This is a genomic window from Amycolatopsis sp. NPDC003865 (assembly GCF_053605345.1).
Map to the genome: position 1 here is coordinate 1 of NZ_JBSGJA010000012.1, position 21,065 is coordinate 21,065.

21 protein-coding genes and 1 pseudogene are annotated in these 21,065 nt (G+C 72.7%); 13 read left to right on the plus strand and 9 right to left on the minus strand.

What is annotated here, in order from left to right:
• Window positions 1–94 (minus strand): annotated as a pseudogene (locus ACWEVP_RS26685) (glycoside hydrolase domain-containing protein); the annotation flags it as partial.
• A gap of 353 nt (window positions 95–447) precedes the next feature.
• On the opposite strand from ACWEVP_RS26685, the gene ACWEVP_RS26690 reads away from it, so the two are divergent.
• Window positions 448–609 (plus strand): hypothetical protein, encoded by a 162-nt coding sequence (locus ACWEVP_RS26690; RefSeq protein WP_452065284.1) that lies wholly within the window; start codon window positions 448–450, stop codon window positions 607–609.
• 3 nt (window positions 610–612) lie between these two features.
• On the opposite strand, the gene ACWEVP_RS26695 is transcribed toward ACWEVP_RS26690, so the two are convergent.
• Window positions 613–2,292: an SIR2 family protein gene (locus ACWEVP_RS26695; protein WP_452065285.1), complete on the minus strand. Its 1,680-nt coding sequence runs from the start codon at window positions 2,290–2,292 to the stop codon at window positions 613–615.
• A 130-nt stretch (window positions 2,293–2,422) separates the two neighbouring features.
• A complete protein-coding gene (locus ACWEVP_RS26700) occupies window positions 2,423–3,799 on the minus strand; it encodes an APC family permease (RefSeq protein WP_452065286.1) in 1,377 nt (458 codons plus the stop codon).
• 121 nt (window positions 3,800–3,920) lie between these two features.
• Between ACWEVP_RS26700 and ACWEVP_RS26705 the strand changes: the two genes are divergently transcribed.
• A complete protein-coding gene (locus ACWEVP_RS26705) occupies window positions 3,921–4,523 on the plus strand; it encodes a TetR/AcrR family transcriptional regulator (protein WP_452065287.1) in 603 nt (200 codons plus the stop codon).
• The gene (locus tag ACWEVP_RS26710; protein ID WP_452065288.1) at window positions 4,520–5,578 is read left to right on the plus strand and encodes a DmpA family aminopeptidase; all 1,059 of its coding nucleotides are present in this window, start codon (window positions 4,520–4,522) and stop codon (window positions 5,576–5,578) included. Before ACWEVP_RS26705 ends, ACWEVP_RS26710 begins: the two co-directional genes overlap by 4 nt.
• A 93-nt stretch (window positions 5,579–5,671) precedes the next feature.
• Here the strand turns inward: ACWEVP_RS26710 and ACWEVP_RS26715 are convergent, their stop codons facing one another.
• Genes ACWEVP_RS26715 through ACWEVP_RS26725 form a run of 3 tightly spaced genes read right to left on the minus strand, consistent with a single transcriptional unit; the run spans window position 5,672 to window position 7,531 of the window.
• Window positions 5,672–6,130: a dihydrofolate reductase gene (locus tag ACWEVP_RS26715; RefSeq protein WP_452065289.1), complete on the minus strand. Its 459-nt coding sequence runs from the start codon at window positions 6,128–6,130 to the stop codon at window positions 5,672–5,674.
• Window positions 6,127–6,924 carry a thymidylate synthase gene (locus ACWEVP_RS26720; protein ID WP_452065290.1) on the minus strand — a complete coding sequence of 266 codons (798 nt, stop codon included), beginning with the start codon at window positions 6,922–6,924 and terminating at the stop codon, window positions 6,127–6,129. The genes ACWEVP_RS26715 and ACWEVP_RS26720 overlap by 4 nt, the downstream gene beginning before the upstream one ends.
• A gap of 10 nt (window positions 6,925–6,934) precedes the next feature.
• Complete coding sequence (locus ACWEVP_RS26725) at window positions 6,935–7,531, minus strand: TetR/AcrR family transcriptional regulator (RefSeq protein WP_452065291.1); 597 nt, start codon at window positions 7,529–7,531, stop codon at window positions 6,935–6,937.
• Between the two features lie 55 nt (window positions 7,532–7,586).
• Between ACWEVP_RS26725 and ACWEVP_RS26730 the strand changes: the two genes are divergently transcribed.
• The 9 genes from ACWEVP_RS26730 (at window position 7,587) to ACWEVP_RS26770 (ending at window position 16,006) form a co-directional block, all read left to right on the plus strand.
• Window positions 7,587–8,258 carry a class II aldolase/adducin family protein gene (locus ACWEVP_RS26730; RefSeq protein ID WP_452065292.1) on the plus strand — a complete coding sequence of 224 codons (672 nt, stop codon included), beginning with the start codon at window positions 7,587–7,589 and terminating at the stop codon, window positions 8,256–8,258.
• On the plus strand, window positions 8,255–9,196 hold the full coding sequence (locus tag ACWEVP_RS26735; protein WP_452065293.1) for a carbohydrate kinase family protein: 942 nt from the start codon (window positions 8,255–8,257) through the stop codon (window positions 9,194–9,196). The genes ACWEVP_RS26730 and ACWEVP_RS26735 overlap by 4 nt, the downstream gene beginning before the upstream one ends.
• A gap of 191 nt (window positions 9,197–9,387) precedes the next feature.
• Complete coding sequence (locus ACWEVP_RS26740) at window positions 9,388–10,395, plus strand: Lrp/AsnC family transcriptional regulator (RefSeq protein ID WP_452065294.1); 1,008 nt, start codon at window positions 9,388–9,390, stop codon at window positions 10,393–10,395.
• Window positions 10,392–11,279, plus strand: coding sequence for a polysaccharide deacetylase family protein (locus ACWEVP_RS26745; RefSeq protein ID WP_452065295.1), 888 nt, complete (start codon window positions 10,392–10,394; stop codon window positions 11,277–11,279). The genes ACWEVP_RS26740 and ACWEVP_RS26745 overlap by 4 nt, the downstream gene beginning before the upstream one ends.
• Window positions 11,276–12,559, plus strand: coding sequence for an MFS transporter (locus ACWEVP_RS26750; protein ID WP_452065296.1), 1,284 nt, complete (start codon window positions 11,276–11,278; stop codon window positions 12,557–12,559). Before ACWEVP_RS26745 ends, ACWEVP_RS26750 begins: the two co-directional genes overlap by 4 nt.
• On the plus strand, window positions 12,559–13,335 hold the full coding sequence (locus ACWEVP_RS26755; RefSeq protein ID WP_452065297.1) for an SDR family NAD(P)-dependent oxidoreductase: 777 nt from the start codon (window positions 12,559–12,561) through the stop codon (window positions 13,333–13,335). Before ACWEVP_RS26750 ends, ACWEVP_RS26755 begins: the two co-directional genes overlap by 1 nt.
• On the plus strand, window positions 13,328–14,314 hold the full coding sequence (locus ACWEVP_RS26760) for a ketopantoate reductase family protein (protein WP_452065298.1): 987 nt from the start codon (window positions 13,328–13,330) through the stop codon (window positions 14,312–14,314). Before ACWEVP_RS26755 ends, ACWEVP_RS26760 begins: the two co-directional genes overlap by 8 nt.
• Window positions 14,311–15,450 carry a M20 family metallopeptidase gene (locus tag ACWEVP_RS26765; RefSeq protein WP_452065299.1) on the plus strand — a complete coding sequence of 380 codons (1,140 nt, stop codon included), beginning with the start codon at window positions 14,311–14,313 and terminating at the stop codon, window positions 15,448–15,450. The genes ACWEVP_RS26760 and ACWEVP_RS26765 overlap by 4 nt, the downstream gene beginning before the upstream one ends.
• Window positions 15,451–15,472: 22 nt before the next feature.
• Window positions 15,473–16,006: a pyridoxamine 5'-phosphate oxidase family protein gene (locus tag ACWEVP_RS26770; RefSeq protein WP_452065300.1), complete on the plus strand. Its 534-nt coding sequence runs from the start codon at window positions 15,473–15,475 to the stop codon at window positions 16,004–16,006.
• 4 nt (window positions 16,007–16,010) lie between these two features.
• Here ACWEVP_RS26770 and ACWEVP_RS26775 read toward each other — a convergent pair whose 3' ends face one another.
• Both ACWEVP_RS26775 and ACWEVP_RS26780 read right to left on the minus strand, forming a co-directional pair.
• Window positions 16,011–17,471 carry an FAD-dependent oxidoreductase gene (locus ACWEVP_RS26775; protein ID WP_452065301.1) on the minus strand — a complete coding sequence of 487 codons (1,461 nt, stop codon included), beginning with the start codon at window positions 17,469–17,471 and terminating at the stop codon, window positions 16,011–16,013.
• Window position 17,472: 1 nt separating this feature from the next.
• The gene (locus ACWEVP_RS26780) at window positions 17,473–18,390 is read right to left on the minus strand and encodes an AurF N-oxygenase family protein (protein ID WP_452065302.1); all 918 of its coding nucleotides are present in this window, start codon (window positions 18,388–18,390) and stop codon (window positions 17,473–17,475) included.
• Window positions 18,391–18,505: 115 nt separating this feature from the next.
• Here ACWEVP_RS26780 and ACWEVP_RS26785 point away from each other — a divergent pair, with 115 nt between their 5' ends.
• Window positions 18,506–20,050, plus strand: a complete 1,545-nt coding sequence (locus ACWEVP_RS26785; RefSeq protein WP_452065600.1) for an adenylate/guanylate cyclase domain-containing protein — start codon at window positions 18,506–18,508, stop codon at window positions 20,048–20,050.
• Here the strand turns inward: ACWEVP_RS26785 and ACWEVP_RS26790 are convergent.
• A complete protein-coding gene (locus ACWEVP_RS26790; protein WP_452065303.1) occupies window positions 20,047–21,030 on the minus strand; it encodes a zinc-dependent alcohol dehydrogenase in 984 nt (327 codons plus the stop codon). The genes ACWEVP_RS26785 and ACWEVP_RS26790 overlap by 4 nt on opposite strands.
• Between the last annotated feature and the right edge of the window lie 35 nt (window positions 21,031–21,065).

The following is a 21,065-nucleotide window of genomic DNA, read 5'->3' on the forward strand; positions in this document are numbered from 1 at the left end:
TGGCCGGGTAGATGCCGAGCGCGGCCCAGACGTACCACGACGACTGCGCGCCGAGGTCGTCGTTGCCCGGCTCGCCGTCCGGGGTGGCGTTGAACCCCGGGGCACGTGCCCCGGGGCCACGACGGCGTCGGCCGGCGTAACGAGCACCGCGAGCCACGCGACTTCCGGGGTATCGGCCCGCTATCACGATCGTGCTACCGGTAGTAACACGGAAGAAGCGGACTGCTACCGTTTGTTTTGCTTGCGCGGAGGCATTCCCGGACGACCCGCTCGACAGATCCGATGCGGAGGGTGATCGCATGAGGGCCTCGACCGAGCGAATCGCGAATTCAAGCCCCGATCGGCGTAGGCTGAACAGCGCACAGTGTCGTTCGATCGTTCTTCCAGGCCGTTGTGAGACCGTCCCTGCAGAGGTTTTCTGCACGCGATGGGAAAGGTGCTGACGCCATGACCACCGACGCGGCCGCTCCCGAGCGGGAAGCCCCTTCCCCGGATCGCCCCGGGGAATCGATCATCGACCAGTCGCCCCGCCGCAAGGTCGGCAATTCGGTCTACGTGTCGGTGCCCGGCCCGGTTCCGAAGATCAAGGCCAGGACGCCCCGGAAATAGGCGTCACCCGAGGTTGATCGCGTAGTCCGCGGCCCGCTGGAGGCCGACCAGCAGCTGGTTGGTGCGTTCCGAATCCAGTTTGCTGATCAGCGAGAGGTCCCCCGGCGCGACGTCGTCCCCGTTCGGGTTGATGACGAACGTCGAATTGAGCGTGATCGCCCCGACCGTCAGGACGTCGGCCGGGTCCCCGCCGATGACGCGCTCGCTCCCGGTCCCCGACATCAGGATCGGGGCGGCGAGGATGCCCCGCCAGATCTGGGCGATGGGCGACGGCGTCAGGTTCGCCGCCTGCGGAGCCCCCGTGAAGACGGCTTGGGCGGCGGCGAAGTCCGAGCCGCGGTCGACGGTCACGTGGTGGCGCAGGGACCATTCCTCGCGGTGCGTGTAGACGGACGTGCCGACCAGGTTGATGGTGTAGCGCCGTCTCCCGTTCTCCTGGCCGCGGGTCCGCAGCCACAGGAACAGGCCGAAGTTCTCGCCGGCGTTGCCCCCGAGGACGTGCTCGTCGTAGTCCTGCGCGAGCTCGCGCAGGACGTCGAGCGGCCCGCCGCGGATTTCGAGCGCGTCGTGCAACCGCGTCGTGAGCTCCTCGGCGGCGTCACCGGCGGGGATTTCCGCGTGGGGCGCGCAGCCGATCGCGGTGTAGCAGTCGTCCAGCGCCCGGGTGAGCCGGTGGCTGTAGACGAGGGAATCCGCCGCGTCCTCGTCGGGGCGGTAGCGCTCGGGCTCGACCACCGCGAGCGCGAGGTCGGCGATCGCCTGGTTCAGCTGCGAGTGCGACTTCAGGAAGATCGGTTTGAGCCCGAGCATCTTTTCGAGGTACCGCGCGGAACTGATGGCGTAGCGGGCGGCCTGCGTCGGCGACACGTCGTCCACCGCGGGCGGCACCACGAGCGAAAACCGGGGTGAGGTCGCCGGCGCGCTTTCGTACAGCGGCCCGACGAGGTTCGGGTCGGACATGCTCAGCCCGATGAAGAGCGTGCAGGCGTTTTCGAGGGAAGCGGAAATGATCTCCCGGACCTCGGCGCCGTGCTTCAGGAACTGCGACTCGGTCAGGATGATCGGCTCTTCCGGGTTCCGGGCCTGCCGGACCAGGCCGTGCAGGTGGAGCACGCCCATGTGGTCGGCGTGCTCGTTCCACCGCGCCCACTCCTCGCTCCCGCCGGGGCGCATCGAGAAGGACTTGACGTCGTTCTCGTCGAAGTAGGCGTGCAAGGATTCTTCGAGGATGATGTCGAAGTTCGTCGTCAGCAGCCGGGTGTCCGCCCGCGTCGCGAAGGCCAGCCGGGCGATCGATTTCGCCAGCTCGCCCGGGATGACCTGCAGATCGCGCTGGTAGAGCGCGTCCCGGATGATCTCGTGGTCCTGGATGTTCCGGTTTTCGTCCTTGATGAGCTGGAGGATGATCTCGGCTTTCCGCATGAGGTCCGAGCCGTCCCGGCTCGCGATCTTGCGGACTTCGGGGTCGGCTATCGTCGCGGTCATCTTGTCGATCAGCGCGCGCCAGGACGGCAGGCTCGAGTTCATCGAGACACCCGCGCCGACGACGACGGTCAGCGGCAGCTTCCGGTCGCGAACGGTTTCGAACAGCTCCCTGAGGTAGGGCTGGGCGCGGAAAGAAAACGTGTCGCCCTTCTCGAACACGCCGGGATCGACGATTTTCGAGCGGAAACTCCCGTGCATGCTCGCCCTCGCAACGCCGGCTACCCGTTACACCGGCCGGTGTTTCCTCTCACGATCGGTGGCCGGACAACGGGGACACAAGGCAGCGGCGGCAATTGTCACCCTTTTGTCCAGCTGCGAAGCGGGCGCCTCAGGTTCGCGCCGAGTCCTCGGGCACGACGTCCTCCGCGAGCCGCCAGCCGCCGCGGCGGCGCAGCACCACGCCGTAGTACACCGCCGCCAGCACCACCATCCCGGCGGTGACCACCAGGCTCGGCCGGCCCACCGCCGGGTCCAGCAGGTTCTGGTACACCACGAACACCAGCACCGCCAGCGCCAGCACCGGCGCGACCGGGAACCACGGCATCCGGTAGCGCGCGTGCGCCGTCGCGCCGGTGCGGCGGCCGTTGATCGCGCCGAGGCAGAGCGCCGCGTACACCACCACGATCGACGTGCTCGTCACCACCAGCAGCAGTTTCGGGTCCACGAAGCACAAGGCCGCCGCCACGAGGCCGGTGCCGGCCGTGGCCACCCACGGGGTGCCGAAGCGCGGGTGGACCGTCGCCAGTGCGCGGTTGACCGCGCCCGGCCAGGCCCGGTCGCGGCCGCTGCTGAACACCAGCCGGGAGCTGATCAGCACGATCGCCAGCACCGCGTTCACGATCGCCAGCGCGACCGCGAGGCTGAGCACCGTGTCGAGCGTGCCGCCGCCGCGGGCGGTGATGAACGCCGAAAGCATGTTCTCCGCCCCGAACAACTGCCCGAGATCGGGCGCGCCTAGCAGGACCGCGGTCACCGGGACGAGCTCGGCGACCACCGTGATCGCCAGCGCCAGCAGGATCGCGCGGGCGATGCCGCGCGGTGCGTCCTGGGTCTCCTCGCCGAAGTAGACCGCCGAGCCGTAGCCGTTGTAGGCGAACATCGCCACGGCCACCGCGATCGCGATGGCGCCGACGCTCGCCGGGCCGCCGTCGGCGGCCGCCGGGTGGGCGAGCAGGTCGGTGACCGGCCGGGCCGGGTGCAGGAGCCCGAGCGCGCTCACCACGGCCAGCGCGAGGATCTCGATGGTCAGGAAGACACCGGTCACCCACGCGTTCAGCTTGATGTCGAACACGCCGACCACGGCGGCCAGCACGCACGTGACCGCGGCGGCCGCGGGTCCGGGCAGGCCCGGCCACAGCACGCCGAGGTAGGTGCCGACGCCGAGCGCGATCACCGCGACGATGAGCACCTGCGTGACGATCATCAGGCCGAGCACGGCGAACCCCGGCAGCCGGCCGAGCGTGCGCGCGACGATCGCGTATTCCCCGCCGGCCAGCGGGAACGCCGACGCCAGCTCCGCGTAGACGAACGCCATGAACACACCGACGACCGCCGCGGCCACGAAGCTGAGGAACGCGCCGGTGCCGGCGCCGGCGAGCACGCCCGGCGCGATGATGAACACCGACGACGCGGGGCTGATCGCCGAGAGCGTGATGAGCAGGGTGCCGAGCGTGCGCAGGCCGCGGCGGAGGGCGGGGGTGGTCACGAGCGGGCCTCCAGTTCTTTGAAGCTCCTTCGAACAACCAGGGTGACCACGCATCAAAGGCGCTCACCAGGAACAAGTCAAGAGCTTGCTTTTTTCGAAGATCCTTCGAAGAATGGCGGGCATGGCACGACCGAGCAGGGCCCCCGAGCGGCGGGCCGAGCTGATCGCGGTGGCGCGGCGCGCCGTCGTCGAACGCGGGGTCCTCAACCTGAAGCTGCGGGACATCGCCGACGGCGCCGGCCTCTCCTCGGGCTCGGTGCTCTACTACTTCCCCACCCTCACCGAGCTCCTGCAGCAGGTGCAGCACGAAGCCGTCGAACGCTTCTGCACCCAGCGGGAGGAGACCGCCCGGCGCGGGACGCCCCGGGAACGGCTGCTCGCCACGATCCGCGGCGGGCTGCCGAGCGGGCCGGACGACGAACTGTGCCTGCTGCTCTACGAACTCGGCACGATCGCCCGCCGCGATCCCGCCTACGCCGCCCGGCACATCACGCTGTACGAGCGGCAGGTGCGGATCTACACCGGGATCCTCGAAGCCGGCGCCGCGACCGGCGAGTTCACCCTGACCACCGACGCGGTCGCGATCGCGCGGAACCTCGTCGCCCTCGAAGACGGCTACGGGCTGCACCTCACCCAGGCCGTGCCGCCCCTGGACCGGGACACCGCCGAAGCGATGCTGCTGTCCTACGCCCGCACGGCCTGCGCCCTGGAGGACCTCCCGTGATCCGCGCCCGCGACCTGGGCCTCGCCCTGCCCGGCCGGCCCGGCCCGCACAACGCGCTCACCGACGTCCCCGGCGTCGAAGTCGGCTACACGACACTGGTCGAGGGCGAATCGGTGCGCACCGGCGTCACCGCGGTGCTCCCCCGCGGCCGCGCGGGCTTCGCCGTGCCGTGCGCGGCCGGGACGTCCTGCCTCAACGGCAACGGCGAGATGACCGGCACCGCGTGGCTCGCCGAGACCGGGTCGCTCACCCTGCCGGTGCTGATCACCAACACCCACGCCGTCGGGCCGTGCCACCGCGGCGTGGTCGACTGGGTGGTGCGCGAGCGCCCCGACGTCGCGGCGGAATGGCTCCTGCCGGTGGTGGCCGAAACGTGGGACGGCTACCTCAACGACATCAACGCGCCGACCATCCACAGTGGACACGCGGTCGCGGCGATCGACGCGGCCCGCCCGGGCGCGATCGCGGAGGGCTCGGTCGGCGGCGGCACGGGGATGACCTGCTACGGCTTCAAAGGCGGCACCGGCACCGCGTCCCGGATCGTCACCCACGGCGCGGACGAGTACACGGTGGGCGTGCTGGTGCAGGCCAACTTCGGGAGCCGGCGCGAGCTCACCGTCGCCGGTTCGCCGGCGGGGCTCGCACTGCGGGCGGACAACCCGATGGAAGAGCGGGCGGCCGCGCCGGCCGGTGCGGGATCGGTGATCGTCGTCGTCGGGACCGACGCGCCCCTGCTGCCGGGCCAGTGCACCGCGCTCGCCCGCCGCGTCCCGCTCGGCCTGGCCCGCACGGGCACGACGGGCTCGCACTTCTCCGGCGACCTGTTCCTCGCGTTCAGCACCGCGAACCCGGGCGCGCTGACCAGCACGTTCACCACGGAAGCCGGCTACGAGACACTGCGGTTCGTGCCGTGGGGCCGGATCGACCCGTTCTTCGAAGCGGTCGTGCAGGCCGTCGAAGAAGCCGTGCTCAACGCGCTGGTGGCCGGCCGCGAAACGACCGGCCACCGGGGCCGCCGCGTGCCCGGGCTGCCGCTCTCGCACTGGCTCGGGTGACACGACGAACTCCGGCGCGAGCAGGGTGCTCAAGCACGTGAGGCCGCCGCGGACCGCTCCCGCGGCACCCCGGCCAGGGGCGCCGAGGGCACGTCAACCCCAGGTCAGGAAACGGTAATGCAGCCCGGCCGACGACTCCTGCCACTCCCCCGTGGCGTCCGGCGCCCGCCCCACGTCCGGCGCCCGCGTGTCGCCCTCGAAGATCTCCCGGATCTCGGTCACCACGATCCGGTCCGCGAACGGCAGTGCCGCCCGGTACACGGCCGCGCCGCCGATCACCCAGCAGTCGCCGGACACCGCGTCCACCGCTCCCGGCAGGTCCGGGAACGTTTCGACGCCCTCCTGCGGAGTGGCCGAAAGCACCAGGTTGCGCCGGCCCGGCAACGGCCGGAACCGCGGTGGCAGCGACTCCCACGTGCGGCGTCCCATGAGGACGGTCGCGCCCGCCGTCAGCGTGCGGAAGTGCTTCAGGTCTTCCGGAAGGTGCCACGGCAGGGCGCCGTCGCGGCCGATGACGCCGTTGGCCGACTGCGCCCAGACCAGTCCGATCACACCGCCACCGGGGCCTTGATGCCCGGGTGCGGGTCGTAGCCGTCGAGCGCGAAGTCGTCGTAGGTGTAGTCGAAGAGGCTGCCGGCTTCCTTCAGGCTCAGCGTCGGGAACGGCCGCGCTTCGCGGCCGAGCTGCTTGCGGACCTGCTCCTCGTGGTTGTCGTAGATGTGGCAGTCGCCGCCGGTCCAGATGAAGTCGCCGGGGCGCAGGCCCACCTGCGCGGCGATCATGTGCGTCAGCAGCGCGTAGCTGGCGATGTTGAACGGCACGCCGAGGAACAGGTCGGCGCTGCGCTGGTACAGCTGGCACGAAAGCTCGCCGTCGGCGACGTAGAACTGGAAGAACGCGTGGCACGGCGGCAGCGCCATCTGCGGGATCTCGCCGACGTTCCACGCGGACACGATGATCCGCCGCGAATCCGGGTTCTCCCGCAGCGTGCGCAGGACCTCGGCGATCTGGTCGACGTGGCCGCCGTCCGGGGTCGGCCACGACCGCCACTGGACGCCGTAGACCGGCCCGAGGTCACCCTCCGGGGAGGCCCACTCGTCCCAGATCGTGACGCCGTTGTCTTGAAGCCACCGGACGTTGCTGTCGCCACGCAGGAACCACAGCAGCTCGAAAGCGACCGAGCGGAAGTGGACCTTCTTCGTCGTGATCAGCGGGAAGCCGTCGGCGAGGCGGTAGCGCAGCTGGTGCCCGAAGATCGACCGCGTGCCGGTGCCGGTGCGGTCCGCCTTGCGGGCGCCGGTGTCGAGAACGTGGCGGAGCAGGTCTTCGTACTGCGTGTCGGGCATGCCTGCGAGCCTAGACGAGCCGCTCCAGATAGGCCCGGAGCATCGCCTTCAGCTGGTCGAGCAGCGCGGCGGCGCCGCCTGGGTCGGCGCGGAACGCCTCCTGGATGACGGCGTCGGCGGCCAGGAACGCGGTCCGGCACGCCGTCGCGGCGGCTTCGTCGTCGCGGAGCAGACCTTGGGCGACGAGCACGCGGTGCACGCCGGCGGCCATCACGCGCTTGTGGGCGACGTCGGCTTCGCGCGTCGCCTCGGTGAGCCCGCGGCCCAGCCAGAGGGCGCGGAAGCCGGGTTCGGCGCGGTAGAGCGCGGCGAAGGCGTCGACCAGCAGGCCGACGGGGTCGTCCCAGGTCTCCCGCGCGGCCTGGTCGGTGAAGGCGGTCATGAGGTCTTCGAGGCGGGCGAGGTAGCCGTCGGCGAGCGCCTCGGTGATGGCGTCGCGGTCGGGCAGGTACTGGTAGAGCGTCCCGACGGACACGCCGGCCGCGGCGGCGACCCGGGTGGTCGTCAGCGCCTCGACGCCCTCCTCGGCGAGCAGCCGGTCCGCGGCCTCGAGCACCCGGGCCAGCTTTTCGCGGGCCCGGGCCTGGCGCGGCACTCGGCCCGGCATGCGCTTCCCCAAACCTGAACGTGACTTTGATTCGGGTTTATCGTAGCCTCGGGCCATGACAGCGGGAAGTTCGGTGCTCGACGACGCCCGGCGGGCGGTGGCCAGGGCGAGCAACGGCCTCGCCGCGGAAGGCCTGCTGATCGGCACGGCGGGCAACGTGAGCGTCCGGGCCGGCGAGCACGTGGCGGTGACCGCGACGGGCGTCGTGCTGGGCGCGGCCGGGCCGGCGGACGTCACGGTGGTCGACCTCGACGGCACGGTCGTCGACGGCGAGCTGGCGCCGACCTCGGAACTGGAGCTGCACCTCGGGATCTACCGGCGCTACGGCGCGGGCGCGGTGGTGCACACGCACTCCCCGCAGGCCACCGCGGTGTCCCTGGTGCTCGACGAACTGCCCTGCGTGCACTACCAGCAGCTCGCGCTGGGTGGCTCGGTCCGGGTCGCGCCGTTCGCCGTGTTCGGGTCGGCGGAACTGGCCGCGAACACCCTGGCGGCGCTCGAGGGCAAGGCGGCGGCGCTGCTGGCCAACCACGGCGCGATCGTCCACGGCCCGACACTGGAGGCGGCGATGGACCACGCGCTGCTGCTGGAGTGGGCGTGCGGCCTGTACGTCCGGGCGGCGACGCTCGGCGTGCCGCGGGTGCTGGACGACGTGCAGCAGGAGGCTGTCGTGACCGCGGCGGTCCAGCGCGGCTACGGCCGCACTCACCGGCTGGAGGAGCGGTGACGCAGACGGTCGTGACGCTCGGGGCGCACGTGTTCGACGTGCAGGTCCGGCCGGTGTCGGAGATCCCGGCGGGCCAGGGCGCGGCGCTGGTGGAGCAGATCCGCTTCGGCCCGGCGGGAACGGCGGCGGGCACGGCGGTGACGCTGGCGAAGCTCGGCGCCGGCGTCCGGACGGCGGGCGCGGTGGGCGACGACCCGATCGGCGACCTGCTGCTGACGATGCTGGCGAAGCACGGCGTCGACACGTCGCTGGTGCTGCGGCGGACGGGGGTGCAGACGTCGGCGTCGGTGCTCCCGATCCGCCCGGACGGCAGCCGGCCGGCGTTCCACGTGCCGGGCGCGAACCTGGGTTTCGAGCCTTCGGAGGTTCCGTCAGCGGCGATCGCTTCCGCGACGCACCTGCACCTGGGCGGCCCGGAGCTGATGGGCGGCACCGCGGCCGCCTCCCTGCTGGCGCCGGCCCGGTCCGCCGGCGTGGTGACTTCGGCCGACCTGCTGGCCCCCGGTGATCCGGGGGTGCTCGCCTGGATCGACCCGGCATTGTCCTCCGTGGACTACCTGCTGCCCAACGAAGAGCAGGTCCTCGGCCTGACGAGCGCGGTGTCGCTGGAGGAAGGCGCGCACGCGTTGCTGGAGCGCGGAGCCGGGTGCGTGGCGGTCACGCGCGGAGCGCGCGGGGCGTTGGTGGTGACGCCGGAGTCGACGCTGGCGGTGCCGGCGTTCGCGGTCGAAGTGGTGGACACGACGGGCTGCGGCGACGCGTTCTCGGCGGGATTCCTGCGCGGCGTGGGCCTCGGCCGGTCGTTGCGCGAGTCGGCGGTACTGGGCTGCGCGGCGGCGGGGCTGGTGGCCCGGGGGCTGGGCAGCGACCACGGCGAGTTCGACCTGGCGGCGGCGGACGCCTTCGCGGCGACGACCCCGGTGCTCCCGGTCGGCTGAGCGGCACTCTCGAACGGCGAGCCTCGACCAGGGCCGGCGCCCGCGACCTCCCCGGCGGCCGGAGCGGGACTCTCCGGCGGCGGACACAGCCCCGCACCACCGGGCACGGACCCACGGACCCCCAGCGCCGTGCAGCTTTCCTGCATCGCCACCCCTTGACTTGACGTTTTCCTGCATTCAGGATGCCTCCTGTGCAGACTGAAGCCAAGACCTCCGAGCTGGACCGCCGCATCGTCGCGGCCCTGCAGCTCAACGGGCGGGCCTCCTGGGGTGCCGTCGCCCGGCACGTCGGGGCCAGTGAGTCCACCGTGCTCCGGCGGGCCGAAAAGCTCACCGAAAGCGGCCGGCTGCGGGTCATCGGGGTCGTCGACGTCCTGCGCTGCGGCCTCGGTGTACCCGTCATCGCCCGGCTGAAGTGCCGGCCCGGTGCCGCCGGCACCGTCGCCGAGGCCCTCGCCGCCCGGCCCGATGTGCGGTACGCCAGCGTGCTCGCCGGCAGCGCCGACTGCTCCGCCGAGTTCGTCCTCCCCTCCTACGCCGACATCGCCGGCCTGCAGGAGAACGGCTTCCCCGCCGCCCAGGCCATCCGGGACGCCGAGACCTTCGCCGTCATGCGGACCTTCACCTCCAACCACGACTGGGACTCCGGCGAGCTGAGCCCCGACGCCGCGAAAGACCTGCGCGGCGGTGACGTCCGGCCGTTCGAGGAACAGCACTGGGAGCGCCCGCCCGAGCAGCTCGACGAGCTCGACCTCGCCCTCTGCGCCGCCCTCGGCGAAGACGGCAGGCTGCCGTTCAAGGAAGTGTCCAAACTGGTCGGGACCAGCGAGTCCACAGTGGCCCGCCGGGTCGATTCGCTCGTCAAACGCGGCTGCCTGCGCTTCCGGACGCTCGCCGAGCCCGCCATGTTCGGCTACGCCCTCGAGTTCATGCTCTGGCTCTCCGTCGTCCCCGGCGAGCTCGACCGCGCCGGGCAGCAGCTCGCCGCCCACCCCGGCACGAAGTACCTCTCCGCCACCACCGGGCGGTTCAACCTCGTCGGCCAGATCGTGCTGCGCCACTACGGCGAGCTCTACCGCCACACCACCGACGTCGTCGGCGCGCTGCCCGGGCTCCGGGAGGCCGACGTGACCCTGCAGGTTTCGACGCTCAAGCGCGCCTGGGCCCCGACACCCGCCGCCAGCTTGGAGGACGCATGACCGAACAACCGTGGCAGTGGGCCGAAACGACGTGGCGTGGACACGTCGAGCACGTCCGCGCCGGGCGCCCGCTTCGGCCGGCCGCGTGGCCCGGTGGCGCGAAGGTCGCCGTCGCGCTGTCCTTCGACTCCGACCACGAGACGCCCGCCCTGCGCGACGGCGACGTCCTGCCCGGCAAGCTGGCGCAGGGCGAGTACGGCGCCCGCGTCGGCGTGCCGCGCATCCTCGAGCTGCTGCGCGAGTTCGACGCACCCGCGTCGTTCTTCGTGCCCGCCGTGTCGGCTCTGCTCCACGAAGGCGAGGTGAAGTCCTATGTGGACGCCGGACACGAAGTGGCGCTGCACGGCTGGATCCACGAGCGCAACACCGCGCTCACCGAGGCCGAAGAGCGCGACCTCGCCTTCCGCGCGGCCGATGTCCTGGAGCGCCTCGCGGGCACCCGGCCGGTCGGGATCCGGACGCCGTCCTGGGACTTCTCCGCCCACACCCTCGCCCTCACCCGGGAACTGGGCCTGAGCTACGACTCCTCGCTGATGGCCGACGACGACTGCTACGAACTCCTCGAAAACGGCGAGCCCACCGGGATCGTCGAGCTGCCGGTCGAGTGGATCCGCGACGACGCGCCGTACTTCATGATGGACCGGTTCGCCTCGCTGCGGCCCTACACCCCGCCGCGCGGCGTGCTGTCGATCTGGCGCGACGAGTTCGACGCCGCCTACGCCGACGGCGGCCTCTTCCAGCTCACCATGCACCCGCACATCATCGGTCACCGCTCGCGCCTCGCGGTCCTGGCCGAGCTCCTCGACCACATCGCCGGCCACGACGGCGTCTGGTTCGCCACGCACGCGCAGATCGTCGACCACGTCCGCCAGGAGCAGCCATGACCACTGTGGACACCGCCCTCGGCCACCGCTTGACGGCGTCGCAACGCAAGGCGATCGTCGCCGGTGCCGTCGGCAACACCGTCGAATGGGTCGACTGGGCCGTCTACGCGACGTTCGCCCCGGTCTTCGCCGGCCAGTTCTTCGCCGGCGGCAGCGAAACCACGGCTCTGCTGTCCACTTTGGCCGTGTTCGCCGTCGGGTTCGTCATGCGGCCCATCGGCGGTGCGGTGCTCGGCGCGTACGCCGACCGCCGGGGCCGCAAGAAGGGCCTGACGCTGACCATCTCGCTGATGGCCGGGGCGTCGATCGTCATCGCGCTGACCCCGACCTACGCGCAGATCGGCGTGCTGGCCCCGATCGTGCTGCTGCTGGCCCGGCTCGTGCAGGGCTTCTCCGCGGGCGGCGAGTTCGGGTCCTCGTCGGCGTTCCTCATCGAGTCGGCCGCACCGGGCCGCCGCGCGTTCGCCGGCTCGTGGCAGCAGGTGTCGGTCGGCCTGGGCTCGCTGCTGGCCGCGCTGATGGGCACGATCCTCGACTCGACGCTCTCCGACGCCGATCTGCGCGGCTGGGGCTGGCGGCTGGCCTTCGGCCTCGCCGGGCTGCTCGGCCTGGTCGGCCTCTGGCTGCGGGTGTCGGTGCACGAGACCGAAGCGTTCCGCGAGATCGGCGCGAAGCCGCGGCGCAACCCGCTGGTCGCGATGCTGCGGGATCACCCGAAGGCCGCGCTGCGCGTCGCCGGTGTGACGATCGCCGGGACGCTGATCTACTACGTGTGGGTCTCCTACATGCCGGCGTATGCCCACCTGGCGACCGGCATCCCGCTCAAGACGGCGTTGCTGGCCAACACCCTGGCCATGGTCGTGTTCATCGCGCTGCTGCCCTTCGGCGGCCTGCTGTCGGACCGGATCGGGCGCAAGGCGACGATGACGGCGTTCGCCGGCGGGTTCGTGGTGTTCGCCTGGCCCGCGTTCCACTTCCTGGGCGACAGCTTCTGGAGCGTCTTCGTCATCGAGCTGATCGGCCTGGTCCTGATCGTCGGGTACTCGGCGAACTGCGCGGTGATCATGGCCGAGCAGTTCCCGCCGGAGGTGCGCACCACCGGCATCGGCCTGCCGTACGCCCTGGCCGTGGCGCTCTTCGGCGGGACCGCGCCGTACGTGACGACGTGGCTCAACGCGAGCCACCTCGGAAACCTGGTGTGGGTCTACGTCGCGGTCGCCGCGCTCATCGGCGTCGCGGTCTACCTCACCATGCCGGAAACCAAGGGGAAGGAGCTGTAGTGCGGACCGTGCTCGTCACCGGGGCCGGCGGCGGCATCGGCGCCGCCATCGCGCGGCGGTTCGCCGAAGCGGGCGACCGGCTCGTCCTGGCCGACGTCCGCGCGGACGCACTGTCCACAGTGGCCGCGAAGCTGGACGACGCCGTCGAGCTGCCGGGCGATCTCGCGGACGCGGAGTACGCCGAAGGACTCATCGAGCGGGCCGGTCCGGTCGACGTCCTCGTCAACGCCGCCGGGATCTACCCCGCCACGCCCCTGCTGGACATGACCGCCGCGGTGTGGGACCGGGTCCAGGACGTCAACGTCCGCGCCGCGTTGCTCACGACCGTCGCCTTCGGACGCGCCCACGTCGAAGCCGGAACGAGCGGCACCGTCGTCAACATCTCCTCCGGCGCCGCCACCCGGGCCCGTCCGGGCGCCGCGCACTACGCGACGTCGAAGGCCGCGCTGGAGATGGCCACCAAGGCCTGCGCGGTCGAGCTGGGCCCGCACGGCATCCGCGTGAACGCGGTCAGCCCGGGTTTCGTCACCGTCGGCAGCGACGCCAACCCGGTCACCGAGGCGTACGCGGCCGCGGTGTCGGTCAACCCGCTCGGGCGACGCGGCGAGCCGCGCGAGATCGCCGGCGCCGCGTTCTGGCTCGCCGGCCCGGAAGCCGCCTGGATCACCGGCGCCGTCCTGCGCGTCGACGGCGGTTCGACCGCGGGCGCGGCGGGCCTCCCCCTGCACTGGGCCGGGGAAACCGCGGTCCAGCGAGGGAAGGAAGCGCATGGCTGACCGGCGTTCCTACACCGTGGTCGGCGGCGGCGCGATCGGCGGGACGCTCGCGTTCCACCTCGCCCGCGCGGGCCACCCGGTGTCCGTCGTGGACGCCGACCCGGCCCACGTGGCCGCGATCGGGAACCGCGGCCTCACCCTGCGCCGCCCCGGCGGCGACGAAACCGTGGCGCTGCCGGCGTTCCTGCCCGAGGACGCCCCGCCGGTGCTCGGCCGGGTGCTCCTCGCCGTCAAGGCGCAGGCCACCGAAACCGTGCTGCCGTGGCTGACCCCGCGTCTGGCGGACGACGGGTTCGTCGTGTCCCTGCAGAACGGGCTCAACGAAGGGGTGATCGCGGCGCACGTCGGTCCGGAACGGACGGTCGGCGCGTTCGTCAACCTCTTCGCCGACGTCGTCGAGCCCGGGATCGTCCGGGACGGCGGGCTCGGCGCGCTGGTGGTCGGCGAGCCGGACGGCCGGATCAGCGACCGGGTCGAGGAGGTCGTCGCCGACCTGCGGGCCTGGGGTCCGGCGAAGGCCACCGCCAACGTCGAAGGCTACCTGTGGGCGAAGCTCGGCTTCGGCGCGATGCTCACCACGACGGCGCTGGCCGACGCGCCGATGGCCGACCTCATCGACCGGCACCGCCCGCTCATGCACGCCCTCACCGCCGAAGTCCTCGAAGCGGCGGGCGAGCGCGTCCTGGAGCCGTTCGACCAGTTCGACCCGGCCGCCTACCTGCCGGGCGCGGCCGGCCGCGAGGCGGCGACCGACCGGCTGGTCGCGTGGCTGCGGACCCAGCCGAAGGACCGCAGCGGCATCTGGCGCGACATCGCCGTCCGGCACCGCCCGGTCGAAGTCCACCACCACTACGCGCCGGTGCTCGCCGCGGCGGAGGTGCCGCTGCTGCGCGCGATGCTGACGCGGCTGCGCGCCGTCGAGACCGGCGCCGCCGCGATGTCCGAAGACCACCTCGTCGAACTGGAGCGAGCGCTGTGATCCGGGACCTGCACGAATGGGTGCGTGCGCACCAGGACGACCTCCTCGCCGACGTCGCCGCCTACGTCGGCATCGAGACGCCGAGCGACGACAAGGCCGCGCTGACCGCGGGACTGTCCTGGGTGGACGGCTGGCTGCGCGACCGGCTCGGCGCCCCCGGCAGCGTCCAGGAAGTCGACGGCGGGCGGTACGGCGACCTCAAGGTCTACGACTTCCCCGGCGCGGGCGAGCCGGTGCTCCTGCTGTGCCACTACGACACGGTGTGGCCGCTCGGGACGCTGGCGAACTGGCCGTTCACCGTGGACGGTGACCGCGCGACCGGCCCGGGGATCTTCGACATGAAGTCGGGGCTGGTGCACGCGGTGTGGGCGCTGCGCGCGCTCGACGCGGCCGGGCTGCCGCGGCCGGCCGTGCGGCTGGTCCTCACCGGCGACGAGGAGATCGGCAGCCCGGCGTCCCGTCCGGTGATCGAGGAGGCCGCCGCGGGTACCCGGGCGACGCTGGTGTTCGAGGCGAGCGCCGGCGGCGCGGTGAAGACCGCGCGCAAGGGCGTCGGCCTGTTCCGGGTGCGCACGACGGGTGTCGAGGCGCACGCCGGGCTCGACCCGGCGAAAGGCGCGAGCGCGATCGACGAGCTGGCCCGTGCGGTGCTCGCGCTGCACGGACTGTCCGATGTGGACGCCGGGACCACGGTCAACGTCGGCGTGGTCGCCGGCGGCACCCGGCAGAACGTGATCGCCGGCGTGGCGTCCGGCGAGATCGACGTCCGCGTGTCCAGCGCGGCCGAGGCGGCCCGCATCGACGCGGGTCTGGCGGCGTTGAAGGCGCACGACCCCCGCGCGGCGGTCGAGGTGACCGGCGGCTGGAACCGGCCGGTGATGGAACGCTCGGACGCCATCGCGCGGCTGTACGAGCTGGCCAGGGACGAGGCCGCGGAACTGGGCGTCACGCTGCGGGAGTGTTCGGTCGGCGGCGCGAGCGACGGCAACTTCGTGGCCGCGCTGGGCCACCCGGTCCTGGACGGCTTCGGCGCGGTCGGCGACGGCGCCCACGCGCGCCACGAGCACATCAGCGTTTCGGGGATGATGGAACGCACCGCGCTGGCGGCCGCCGTCCTGCACCGGCTGGCCGGCTAGCGACCGACCGAACGGAGCGACCATGCGGACCCGGCTCGACGAACGGTTCAGCGACCCCGGCACGGAGGCCACCGGCTGGGCCGAAACCGTCCAGGCCCTGGAGGACGCCCAGATCAGCTGGCTCACGACGGTCCGCGCCGACGGCCGGCCCCACGTGACCCCGCTGGTCGCGGTGTGGCTCGACGGCGCCGTCCACTTCGGCACCGGCGAGACCGAGCAGAAGTACCTCAACCTCACCGCGAACCCGCACGTCGTGCTGACCACGGGCCGCAACGCCTGGGACGACGCCCTCGACGTCGTGGTCGAGGGCGTGGCACGCCGCGTCACGGACCGTCCGACGCTGGAACGGCTCGCCGCCGCCTGGCTGGCCAAGTGGGACGGCAGCTGGGTCTACGAGGTGACCGGCACCGGCTTCCGGCAGGGCGGCCACGACGACGTGGCGGTGTTCGCGGTCGAACCGGCGAAGGTGCTGGCCTTCGGCCGGAAGCGGACGAGCCCCTCGGCAACGTCGATGCTGTCCACAGTGGAGTTCACGCACACCAGCCATCGGCCGTGACGGGTCAGACGCGGCCCCGGAGCTTCGCCGGCCCGCGCCGCGGGGTACGGCCCGGCAGCCGCCCGGCGACCGCGTCGGCCAGCAGGGCGCCGACCGTCTCGCGGGCGCACGCCTTGTTCGCGCCGATGCCGCCCGACGGGCCGCGCTTGATCCACCCGGCCACGTAGGTCCCGGGCGTGATCCGGCCCGACTCGTTCGGGACCGTCCCGGAGACCTCGTCGAAGGGCAGGCCCGGTACCGGGGCACCCCGGAAGCCGGCCGCCCGCACGACCCGGCCGGCGGTGATCTCGACGCCGCCGGTCACGCGGACCCCGCGCACCTCCGTGTCCCCGGTGAACTCCCGCGGGGCCGAACGGAAGCGCAGGACGACCCGCCGCCCGCCGTCCGGGGGCGGTGACGACCAGTCCGCCTCTTCGCGCGGGACCCCCTGCAGCCAGGCCGCCTTGCCGTCGCCGCGGTCGATCGCCTCGGCGACGCGCGGGTCGTGGGCGTCCACGACGAGGTCGCCGCGGGCCGCGAGCGCCAGCAGTTCCGGCCGCGTGTACGCGGCGTCCGCCGGGCCGCGCCGGGCCAGCAGCACGACTTCGCGCACCTTGCTCGACCGGAGCCGGGCCAGCGCCGCGGGCGCGAGGGACGTGCCGGCCAGGAACTCCGGATCGGCCGTGAGGATCCGGGCGATGTCGAGGGCGACGTTGCCGGTGCCCACCACGACCACCCGCTCGGCCGAGAGGTCGACGGCGTCCGGCGCGACGTCCGGGTGGCCGTTGTACCAGCCGACCACGGTGGCGGCGGGGAGGCTGCCGGGCAGGTCCTCCCCGGGGATGCCGAGGGGGCGGGCCCGCGTCGCCCCGACCGCGTAGATCACCGCGTCGTGCCGTCCGGCCAGCTCGGGACCGGCTTCGGTGCCGAGCCGCAGCCGCAGCCGCGGGTGATCGTGGAAGCGGGCGAACGTCTCGCCGATCTTCTTCGTCGAGGGGTGGTCGGGTGCGACGCCGTAGCGGATCAGGCCGCCGGCCGTGGCGAGCCGGTCGATCAGGGTGACGCGGGAATTGGTGTGCAGCAACAGGTCTTCGACGGCGTACATGCCCGCCGGCCCGGTCCCGACGACCGCGACGTCCAAGGGCGCGAAATCGCTCGGGAGCACGCGGCCGAACGACGGCGGGGACCAGCGGTGGAAGTTCGGGGCGACGGTCGCGTCGGCGAGGACGTCCCGGCCCGCGTAGAACTCCGCGTTGATCTCCTCGTACACCTTCAGCGGCCCGGTGAGGTCGCCGGCCGGGAAGATCGCGTCGACCGGGCAGGCGTCGGCGCAGGCGCCGCAGTCGATGCAGGTCGCCGGGTCGACGTAGAGCATGTCGGTCGTCCCGAAGTCCGGCTCGTCCGGCGTCGGGTGGATGCAGTTGACCGGGCAGACCGACACGCAGGAGGCGTCGGCGCAGCAGGTCTGCGTGATCGCGAAGGCCATGTCAGATCAGGTTGGCGCGCTTGTAGAACCACAGCGACGGCTTGGTGAGCAGGCCGGCGGAGTGCAGGAACTCCATCAGCCCGGAGCAGCTCGAGCGCAGCATCGACTTGTGGTGCTCGTTGGCCTTGGCCTCGCGCCGCGCGCGCTTGCCGTCGAGCCCGGCGTTCTCGTAGACCTTGGCGTTCCACATGCTGCCGACGATCACGTAGGACGCGATCGCGACGACCAGCGCGTTGACCTGCCGCCGCACCCAGCCGGCGCCCTCGAGCCGCTGGCGGGTCTCCTCGCGCGCGAACTTCATGTGACGCGATTCTTCGACGACGTGAATGTTGTTGATGGTCCGGACGAACGGGACGACGCGCTCGTCGCGCATCCAGTCGCGCTGCATGACGTCGAGGACCTCTTCGGCGACGAGGATCGCCGCGTACGCCGCTTCGCCGGTCGCGGTCGCCTTGAAGATCCGGCCTGCCTCGACGACGAATCGGCGTGGCCGATACGCGGGCGCGCGCAGCTTCGCCGCACCGCGGGCGAACATGATCGAGTGCCGGCACTCGTCGGCGATCTCGGTCAGTGCCCACTGGAAGGCGGGGTCGGTCGGGTCCTTGGCGTAGAAGTCGCGCAGGATCATCTGCTGCAGGATCATCTCGAACCAGATTCCGGTGCTGGCGACCGACGCCGCTTCCTGGCGGGTCAGCTCGCGCTGCTGCTCCGGGGTCATGTCGGCCCAGTAGGACGTGCCGTAGAGCGTGCTCCACTCGGGGCTCGCGCCGTGGTAGTCCGTGTCCAGCGGCGTCTCCCAGTCGACCTCCTTGACGGGGTCGTAGGACAGCTGCTCCGACGAGTCCAGCAGCCGGCGCGCGGTCGTCTCGCGGTCCGAAGGCGCCACAGCTTCCGCTTCGCGTTCGCTGATGCTGGTCATCGCCGACCTCCTTGTCAGGTGTTACCCGAGTTCACTGTTACCAACCGTAACACATACTCGGCGACCCGTCTCCGGCCAGCTCAGTGAACAACCGTACACTCAAAGTGTGAACCCGGTGCGCCCACTCGGCGACTCATCCGCGGGACCGTTCGGCTCCGGGCTGCTCGGGCCCCTCGACCAGGACGTCACCGTATTGCGCCGGCGCGTCCAGCGCCTGCTGACCGCCACCCTGATCGCCACGAACGTCATCGGCGCGCTCGTCGTCGTCGGGCTCGCCGCGCTGCTCATGCCGTCCCCCGGTATGTCCGGCGACCTCGTGCGGGCCACCGCCTTCGCGGTTCCGGCGTACGTCGTGGCCGCCGTCGTCGTCGGGACGCTCTGGGGCACGCGCGGCGCGCTCAAGACGCTGCACTGGGCGCCCGAGGGCCGGCGGCCCACTGACGCCGAACGCGTCGCCAGCCTGCGCGTCCCGTTGCGGCTCACGCTCATGCAGGCCGTCCTGTGGGGCGTCGCGACCGTGGTGTTCACGGTGCAGGCCGTGCTCATGCAGCCCGCGGTCGCGCTGACGGTGTTCCTCGTCGTCGCCTTCGCGAGCGTCGTGGTGTGCGCGATCGCGTACCTCTTCGGCGAGTTCGCCCTGCGGCCCTACGCCGCGCTGGCGCTGGCCGGGACCGCGCCGGCGCGGCCGCTCAGCGGCGGCGTCAACCTGCGGATGCTGCTGTTCTGGTGCCTGGGCACCGGCGTGCCGGTGGCCGGGCTCGTCGTCACGGCGGTGCTGGCCTGGGTGCGCGGCGACGTCTCGACCACGAAGCTCGCCGTGTCGGTGATCGCGCTCGGCCTGGTCGTGCTCTGCTTCGGCCTGCTGGTCACCGTGTTCACCGCCCGCGCGGTCGTCAACCCGATCGCCTCGGTCCGCCACGCGCTGGGCCGCGTCCGGGCCGGGGACTTCGCCGCCCGGATCGCCGTCTACGACGGCACCGAGCTGGGCCTGCTGCAGGCCGGGTTCAACGACATGGCGGCCGGGCTGGCCGAGCGGGAACGGATGCGCGACCTGTTCGGCAGGCACGTCGGCCACGAGGTCGCCGTCGAGGCGATGCGCACCGCCACGGAGCTCGGCGGCTCGGTCCGCACGGTGTCGGTGCTCTTCGTCGACCTGGTCGGGTCGACGGCGCTGGCCGCGAGCCGCCCGCCCGAGGAGGTCGTCGGCCTGCTCAACCGGTTCTTCGCCGTGGTGGTCGACGAGGTCGACCGGCACCACGGGCTGGTCAACAAGTTCGTCGGCGACGCGGTGCTGGCCGTCTTCGGGGCCCCCGCCGAACTCGACGACCACGCGACGTGCGCGCTGGCCGCCGGGCGCGCGATCGCCCGGCGGCTCGCCGACGAGGTGCCGGACGCGCCGGCCGGCATCGGCGTGGCGACCGGCGACGCGGTGGCCGGCAACGTCGGCGACCCGCGCCGGTTCGAATACACGGTGATCGGCGACCCGGTCAACGAGGCCGCCCGGCTGACCGAGCTGGCGAAGAACGCGCCGGGCCGCCTCCTCGCGGCGTGGACGGCGGTCGAGGCGGCGGCCGTCGAGGAAGCCCGGCGGTGGACGGCCACCGAGGACGTCACCCTGCGCGGGCGCAGCCGCCCGACGACGCTGGCGTCGCCGCGCTAGCGCCGCGGGTCGACGTGGACCTTCGGCGCGGCGAACCGCTCGCCGCCGAGCACCGCGGCGACCCGGTCCAGCCCGACGGTCGCCCCGACCAGCGGGCGCGGGTCGACCGTCCCGGCGGCGTAGGCGGCGATCGTGTCGGCCAGCCCCGGTGACGCGGACAGGACACCGACCGCCGTGACGTCCTTCAGCACCAGCGCGCGGCTGTCGAGGGTGCTGGGCCGGCCGGCCAGTCCGATGTAGACGACCCGGCCGCCCGGCTCCACCAGGTCGAGGGCCAGCGCGGGCGAGGAGGGCGCGCCGGTGGCGTCGACGACCGCGTCGAAGGGCAGGTCCGGGAGCGTCTCGCGGGTCCGGACGTGCTCGCTTTCGACCAGGCCCAGGACGTGGACCTCGGCACCGGCGGCGCGCAGGAACATCGCGGTGAGCAGGCCGATCGTCCCGGGGCCGAGCACCAGGGCGCGGTCACCGGGCCCCGCCCCGGCGGCCCGCGCGGCCCGCAGGGCGTTGCCCCCGGGTTCGACCAGGGCACCCAGGACGGCGTCGACCTCGTCGGGCAAGGCGTGCAGCGACCACGCGGGGACCGCGAGCTTTTCGGCGAGCGCGCCCGCCCGGCCGCCGCGGATCCCGACCTCCTGGCGGTGCTCGCAGGTGTGCTGGTGCCCCTTCCGGCAGCGGCGGCACGTCCGGTCGCCGAGCATCGTGTCACCCATGACCCGCCGCCCGAGCCACCCGGGGTCGACCCCGGCCCCCACCGCGGAGACGGTGCCGGCCCATTCGTGCCCGAGCCGCATCGGGTAGGCGGCGTGGCCCTGGTGCAGGTAGGCCATTTCGCCGGTGAAGAACTCGACATCGGTGCCGCAGACGCCGGCCCGTTCGACGTCGATGACGACCTCGCCGGGGACGGCCTCCGGGACGGGCACCTCCTGGACGGCCCCGGCGCGCGGGCCGGTGAGCACGAAGGCCCGCATGGTCGAAGACATGGCTGCATCGTCGCATCCCTCGCCGCGGCACCGGC

Coding starts and splice junctions, on each gene's coding strand:
- ACWEVP_RS26690 (WP_452065284.1), top strand. CDS start 448: ATGACCACCGACGCGGCCGCTCCCGAGCGGGAAGCCCCTTCCCCGGAT.
- ACWEVP_RS26695 (WP_452065285.1), bottom strand. CDS start 2,292: ATGCACGGGAGTTTCCGCTCGAAAATCGTCGATCCCGGCGTGTTCGAG.
- ACWEVP_RS26705 (WP_452065287.1), top strand. CDS start 3,921: ATGGCACGACCGAGCAGGGCCCCCGAGCGGCGGGCCGAGCTGATCGCG.
- ACWEVP_RS26720 (WP_452065290.1), bottom strand. CDS start 6,924: ATGCCCGACACGCAGTACGAAGACCTGCTCCGCCACGTTCTCGACACC.
- ACWEVP_RS26725 (WP_452065291.1), bottom strand. CDS start 7,531: ATGCCGGGCCGAGTGCCGCGCCAGGCCCGGGCCCGCGAAAAGCTGGCC.
- ACWEVP_RS26730 (WP_452065292.1), top strand. CDS start 7,587: ATGACAGCGGGAAGTTCGGTGCTCGACGACGCCCGGCGGGCGGTGGCC.
- ACWEVP_RS26745 (WP_452065295.1), top strand. CDS start 10,392: ATGACCGAACAACCGTGGCAGTGGGCCGAAACGACGTGGCGTGGACAC.
- ACWEVP_RS26750 (WP_452065296.1), top strand. CDS start 11,276: ATGACCACTGTGGACACCGCCCTCGGCCACCGCTTGACGGCGTCGCAA.
- ACWEVP_RS26760 (WP_452065298.1), top strand. CDS start 13,328: ATGGCTGACCGGCGTTCCTACACCGTGGTCGGCGGCGGCGCGATCGGC.
- ACWEVP_RS26770 (WP_452065300.1), top strand. CDS start 15,473: ATGCGGACCCGGCTCGACGAACGGTTCAGCGACCCCGGCACGGAGGCC.
- ACWEVP_RS26775 (WP_452065301.1), bottom strand. CDS start 17,471: ATGGCCTTCGCGATCACGCAGACCTGCTGCGCCGACGCCTCCTGCGTG.
- ACWEVP_RS26780 (WP_452065302.1), bottom strand. CDS start 18,390: ATGACCAGCATCAGCGAACGCGAAGCGGAAGCTGTGGCGCCTTCGGAC.
- ACWEVP_RS26790 (WP_452065303.1), bottom strand. CDS start 21,030: ATGTCTTCGACCATGCGGGCCTTCGTGCTCACCGGCCCGCGCGCCGGG.